The organism is Oleiphilus sp. HI0132 (assembly GCF_001635845.1).
The window spans coordinates 1-479 of the sequence record NZ_LWGJ01000732.1; the positions used below are offsets into that span (position 1 = coordinate 1).

Consider the following 479-nt stretch of genomic DNA (forward strand, 5'->3'; position numbering starts at 1 on the left):
GGAAATTGAGAAACAGCTAAGTAAATGGGGAATTCCCTCATATATCTGCGACAGCTCCAATTCCGTGCTCAATTCACTCAATGAACATGTTGTCGGGCCTGGTAAGGTCCCCTTGATCTATATCGATGCAGACCTGATTGAAGGTTCTGCCCACGACCTTAGCGACAACCTTCGCAGCCAAGCAGGCAATGAAACCTTATACCTGATACTCATGACAAAGTACGGTTCCCAGGTCGATGAAAACTATTGCAAGACTCATGGCTTCGATGCCCATATCTATAAGCCTATCTGTTCCAATGACCTAATCCAAAGCATGGAGCTCAGCCTCTATTCAGAAAAACCAGAGCTAACGCAAAGTGCGATAGCGGCTATAGAAGACCCCACTACAGATTTGAGCGAGTCTAGAATCCTGCTTGTTGAAGACGTCTATGTAAACCAGCTCGTTGTACAAGGTATTCTTGAGGCGCTTGACCAACAGT

1 protein-coding gene is annotated in these 479 nt (G+C 45.9%); it reads left to right on the forward strand.

Going from position 1 to position 479, the window contains the following annotated elements; translation table 11 throughout:
* The coding region (locus A3766_RS30755; RefSeq protein WP_197479451.1) for a hypothetical protein at positions 1-479 on the forward strand (479 nt) is incomplete at both ends.